The sequence below is a fragment of the Streptomyces sp. BE20 genome (genome assembly GCF_036322525.1).
GTDB lineage: Bacteria > Actinomycetota > Actinomycetes > Streptomycetales > Streptomycetaceae > Kitasatospora.
This window is the reverse complement of record NZ_JAQYWW010000704.1, coordinates 1-4,720: the sequence shown is the minus strand read 5'-3', so window position 1 is coordinate 4,720 and position 4,720 is coordinate 1. Positions and strand designations below refer to the sequence as shown.

2 protein-coding genes are annotated in these 4,720 nt (G+C 75.5%); both read left to right on the top strand.

The genetic code is table 11. The annotated features are described in order from the left end of the window. The coding region (locus PUR61_RS15930) for an SDR family NAD(P)-dependent oxidoreductase (RefSeq protein ID WP_329879505.1) at nt 1–2,745 on the top strand (2,745 nt) is incomplete at its 5' end. A 145-nt stretch (nt 2,746–2,890) separates the two neighbouring features. After that, nucleotides 2,891–4,720 (top strand): type I polyketide synthase (locus PUR61_RS15925; RefSeq protein WP_329879504.1); only part of this gene is annotated, 1,830 nt, incomplete at its 3' end.

Genomic DNA, 4,720 nt, shown 5'->3' with positions numbered 1-4,720 from the left:
CTCACGGCGTGGTGGGAGTCGTTCGGGGTGGTTCCCGCCGCGGTGGTGGGTCATTCGCAGGGTGAGGTGGTGGCCGCGGTGGTGGCGGGGGCGCTCACGGTGGAGGACGGGGCGCGGGTGGTCGCGGCGCGTTCCGGGGCGCTGGTCGGACTGGACGGGCACGGCGGCATGGCCTCGGTCGGCGCCACGCCCGACGACGTCGCGGACTGGCTGGCGGGCCCGGAGTGGGCCGGCCTGGTGGTGGCCGCCGTGAACTCCCCGTCGCAGGTGGTGGTGGCGGGCGAGCGGCCGCTCGTCGAGGCGTTCGTGCCCTGGTGCGAGAGCCGCGCAGTCCGGGCCCGGCTGGTCGGCGTCGGGTACGCGTCGCACTCGCCGCAGGTGGAGCCCGCGCGTGAGGCCGTGTCGGCCGTACTGGGCGAGGTGCGCGGCGCGGCGCCGCGCATCCCGTGGTACTCGACGGTGACGGGGGAGCAGGTCACCGAACCGGTGGACGCCGCCTACTGGTGGTCGAACCTGCGGGAACAGGTCCGCTTCGCGCCGGTCGTGGAGAATCTGGCGGCGAACGGCTTCCGGCTGTTCGCCGAGGTCTCCGGGCACCCGGTGCTCACCATGGCCCTAGAGCAGTGCGCCCCCGACGCCGGGATCTGGGCGACGCTCCGCCGGGGCGAGGACGGCCCGGCCGGGCAGATCCGCGCGCTCGGCGAGGCGTGGGTCCGCGGGATCGAGGTCGACTGGCGGGCCTGGCCCACCGACGGCCGCCGCCTGCCCGACCTGCCCACCTACCCCTTCCAGCACCGCCGCTACTGGCTCTCGCCGGACCACGCGGGCGAGCCCCTCACCCGGGACACGGGCCTGCGCCACAGCGTCGGCTGGGCCCCCGTGACGCCCGGCGCCGGTGCCCGCCTCACCGGCCGCTGGCTGGTCGTCGCACCCGCCGTACCCCACCCGCTCGTGGCGGCCGTCACGGCGCACCTGGTCTCGGCCGGTGCGGACGTGGTGACCGCCGGCGCGGGCGACGACGTCCCGCCCGGCGGGACCACGGGCGTCGTGTCCCTGCTGGCGCTCGACGAGCGCCAGCATCCCGACCACCCGGCCGTACCGCGCGGCCTCGCGGACACCGTCTCCCTGGTGCAGATGCTGGACGGCGTGGACGCCCCGCTGTGGATCGTCACCAGCGGCGCCGTCGCCGTCGGCGGCGAACCGGTGCGCAGCCTCGCGCAGGCCCAGGTCTGGGGCCTCGGCCGGGTCGCCGCACTCGAACACCCCGGCCGGTGGGGCGGCCTGGTCGACCTGCCCGAGGCCGGCGCCGACGGGCTCACCGCGACGGGCCCCGCCGCCGACGGGCTCGCCGCGGTCCTCGCCACGACGGGCGGCGAGGACCAGATCGCGCTCCGCGACGGGCAGCCCTGGGGCCGCCGCCTGCGGCCCGCCCCGGCGACGGCCGAAGCCGGCTGGCGTCCGCGCGGAACCGTCCTGATCACCGGCGGCACCGGCGCGCTCGGCGGGCACACCGCCCGCTGGGCCGTCCGCAACGGCGCGACCGGCGTGGTCCTGGCCGGGCTCCGGGGCCCGGACGCCCCCGGAGCCGAAGCCCTCCGCGCGGAACTCGCCGAGACCGGCGCGCAGGTGACCGTCGTCGCCTGCGACCTCACCGTCCGGGAGCAGGTGGACTCGCTCGTCGCCGGCCTCCCCGCCGACCTCAGCGCCGTCGTGCACGCGGCGGGCGTCGCCCAGGACACCCCCGTCGCCGACCTGACAGCGGCCGAGACCGCGGCCGTGACGGGCGCCCGCGTCACCGGGGCGCTCCTCCTGGACGAGCTCCTGGCCGGCACCGAGCTGGACGCGTTCGTCGTCTTCACGTCCGTGGCCGGCGTCTGGGGCACCGCCCGGCACCCCGCCTACGCGGCCGCCGACGCCTTCCTCGACGCGTTCGCCGACCGGCGCCGCGCCCAGGGCCGGCCGGCCACGGCCGTCGCCTGGTCACCGTGGGCGGGCGGCGGGATCGCCGCCACGGCGGCGGCGGACGGCTCGCTGCTCCGGCTCGGCATCCGGCCGCTGGACCCCGGCCGGGCGGTGGCCGAACTGGCCGCCGCACCGGCGTCGCTGGTCGTCGCGGACGTCGACTGGGCCCGGTTCCTGCCGGCGTTCGGCCTGGCCCGGACCGGCCGCCTCCTGAGCGAGCTGGAGGCCGCCGCCGACCGCGGCCCGGACCGGCCCGAGGACACCGACGCCGCCGCCGCGCTCCGCGACCGCCTGGCCGCCCTGCCGCCCGAGGACGCCGAGCGCGAACTGGTCGACCTGCTGTGGGGACACATCGCGGCCGTCATCGGCATTTCCCGCGCCGACAGGATTCCGCCGGACCGTGCTTTCCGGGAAATCGGATTCGACTCGGTCACGGCCGTCGAGCTGCGCAACCGGGTGAATGCGTCGACCGGGTTGCGGTGCCCGGCGACACTGGTCTTCGACCATCCCACGCCCGCCGCACTCGCGACGTATCTGCGAATTCACATGGTTCCGGACAATTCCCGTTCGGTCCTCGACGAACTCGACGGCATAGAGCAGCGGCTCACCGGATCCACCCCGGACACGATCACCGGGACCAAGCTGCGGATCAAACTCCGTTCGCTGCTGTCCCTGCTGGACGCGGGGGGTTCCGAGGCGTCCGCGGCGGCGCCGGGGACGCCCTCCGGGGATTCCGACGACGACCTGCTGAAGTTCATCGACTCGCAGCTCGGACGGGCCTGAGCGGGCAGGCCCCTAGGGGAGCGCTAGGGGTTCCGGGTGGCAATCCGGAGCTCCTAGCCTCAGCGTCGGGCTGCTTTTCGAGGCCTTCGATTTCGGACGTCGCTCGATTCGACGTGCGTTCGGTCATCCGCAGAGGTGAAGCTGAATGGCAACTGAGGAAACCCTTCGCGATTACCTCAAGTTGGTGAGCGCGGACCTGGCCCAGACCCGCCGGCGCCTCACCGAGCTGGAATCCGCGGAACAGGAGCCGATCGCCGTCGTGGCGATGGGGTGCCGGTACCCCGGCGGGGTGTCCTCCCCCGAGGACCTCTGGGCCTTGGTGGACGAGGGCCGGGACGCCGTCTCCGGGTTTCCCACGGACCGGGGCTGGGAGGGCTGGTTCGCCCCGGCCGCGGCGGCCGAGGACGACGTCCGCACCGGCGGTTTCCTCCACGACGCCGGCGACTTCGACCCCGCGTTCTTCGGGATCAGCCCGCGCGAGGCGCTGGCGATGGACCCGCAGCAGCGGGTCCTGCTCGAAGTGGCCTGGGAGACCTTCGAGAACGCCCGGATCGACCCGGCGACGCTGCGCGGCACCCAGGCCGGCGTCTTCGTCGGCGGCAGCTACCTGGGGTACAGCTCGTACGTCGAGGACCTTCCCGACGGCGTCCTCGGCCACCTGCTCACCGGCACCGCCCCGGCCGTCCTCTCCGGCCGGCTGGCCTACACGTTCGGCCTGGAGGGCCCGGCGGTCACGGTCGACACCGCCTGCTCCTCCTCGCTGGTCGCCCTGCACCTGGCCTGTCGCGCCCTGCGCAGCCGGGAGTGCTCGATCGCACTCACCGGCGGCGTGGCGGTCATGTCGACCCCGGACTCCTTCGGCCAGTTCGCCAAGCAGGGCGGTCTCGCCGCCGACGGCCGGTGCAAGTCCTTCGCCGAGGGCGCGGACGGCACCGGCTGGGGCGAGGGCGTCGGCATGCTGCTGGTCGAGCGCCTCTCGGACGCGCAGCGCCTGGGGCACCCCGTCCTCGCGGTGATCCGGGGCAGCGCGGTCAACCAGGACGGCGCGTCCAACGGCCTGACCGCGCCGAACGGCGGCGCCCAGCAGCGCGCCATCCTCCAGGCCCTGGTGTCGGCCGGTCTCTCCCCGGCCGACGTGGACGCGGTGGAGGCGCACGGCACGGGGACCCGGCTGGGCGACCCGATCGAGGCCCAGGCGCTGCTGGCGACGTACGGCCAGGACCGGGCCGGCGGCGAGCCGCTCCGCCTGGGGTCGCTGAAGTCGAACATCGGGCACACGCAGGCGGCGGCCGGTGTCGCCGGGATCATCAAGATGGTGCAGTCGATGCGGCACGGGGTCCTTCCCCGGACGCTGCACGTGGACGCGCCGTCGTCCCAGGTCGATTGGTCTGCCGGGTCGGTGGAGCTGCTGACGGAGGCACGGCCCTGGCCGGCGGGCGAGCGGCCCCGCCGTGCCGGTGTGTCGTCCTTCGGGATCAGCGGGACCAACGCGCACGTGATCGTGGAGGAGGCACCCGCGCCGGTGCCGGCGGGCGAGCCGGTGGTGGCGACCCCGCTGCCGGTGGTGCCGCTGGTGGTGACCGCACGTTCCGCCGATTCGCTGGAGGCCCAGGTCCGGCGGGAGCGGTCGCTGACCGCTGAGCCGTCGGACATCGGGGTGGCCCTGCCCTCGCGGCCGGTTCAGGAGCCGCGGGCCGTGCTGCTGGGCGACGCGGTGGTGCGGGGCACGGCGGTCGAGGGCCGGCTGGCGGTGGTGTTCACCGGTCAGGGGTCGCAGCGGGTCGGGATGGGCCGCGGGTTGTCGGAGGCGTTCCCGGTGTTCGCGACCGCCTACGACGAGGCGTGCGAGGCGCTGGGGCTGAGGCTGCACGGGCTGGACGCGGAGTCGCTGGACCGGACGGGTTCGGCGCAGCCGGCGATCTTCGCGGTGGAGGTGGCGCTGCTGGCGCTGGTCCGTTCGTGGGGTGTGACGCCG